Raw genomic sequence first — 706 nt, 5'->3', positions numbered from 1 at the left:
GCCAAGCAGTGACCCCCGCCCGGGAACCCCCTGTGCCAGGCGCTCCCGTCAGCCGTTGTCCCCCAGAACCTTCCGCAGCTCAGGGGGCAGATGCTGGTCGCAGGACTGCTTGGCCTGGTTGGTGAGGGAGTCGTGCACGCACGAGTAGTAGTCCCGGTAGACCAGCTGCGCGGTGAAGAGCACGGCGACCACGACAAGCGCCAGCGACGCGGTGACCAGACCGCTGATCGCGGCCGTCGTCTGCGGGCGGCCCGTGGGCGCCGGGGTGTCGGGATCGTGCCCGCGCGGCTTGGCGCGCAGGGAGCTGATGCCCCAGTACAGGGCCAGCGCGCCGAGCAGCAGGGCCACGTACGACCAGCTGAACAGGGCGAAGAAGAAGGCCCACATGCCGGACAGCAGCGCGTACCGCGCGCGACGCTGGACGGGGTCCGTGGGGTCCCAGCGCATGCCCGGGCCCTGGCCGCCGCCCGAGCCCTGGCCGCCGCCCGGGCCCTCCGGGCCGCCGGACCGCTGCGGTCGCTCGCCGAAGCCGCCGGAGGAGCGGCCCGGCTGGCGGTCGCTCCACTGGCTGCCCCACGTGGACCGGCCACCGCCCCGGCCCGACCCGTCGGAGCCGCCGCCGGAGGAGTCCCCGCTGGAGGAGCCTCCGTCGGAGGAGCCCCTGTCGGACGGGCGCCGGGGCTGCCACGGCCGGTCGGGGGTGCCC

General features: G+C 75.6%; 1 protein-coding gene. It reads right to left on the bottom strand.

Translation table 11 applies throughout. The features are described 5' to 3' along the window. Nucleotides 1–48: 48 nt before the first annotated feature. Nucleotides 49–706: hypothetical protein (locus C1I97_RS38365; RefSeq protein ID WP_258382953.1), on the bottom strand; the 658-nt coding region annotated here is incomplete at its 5' end.

The organism is Streptomyces sp. NTH33, from assembly GCF_003236365.1.
Classification (GTDB): domain Bacteria; phylum Actinomycetota; class Actinomycetes; order Streptomycetales; family Streptomycetaceae; genus Streptomyces.
The sequence above is the reverse complement of the archived record's forward strand: the minus strand, read 5'-3'. Positions and strand labels throughout refer to the sequence as shown.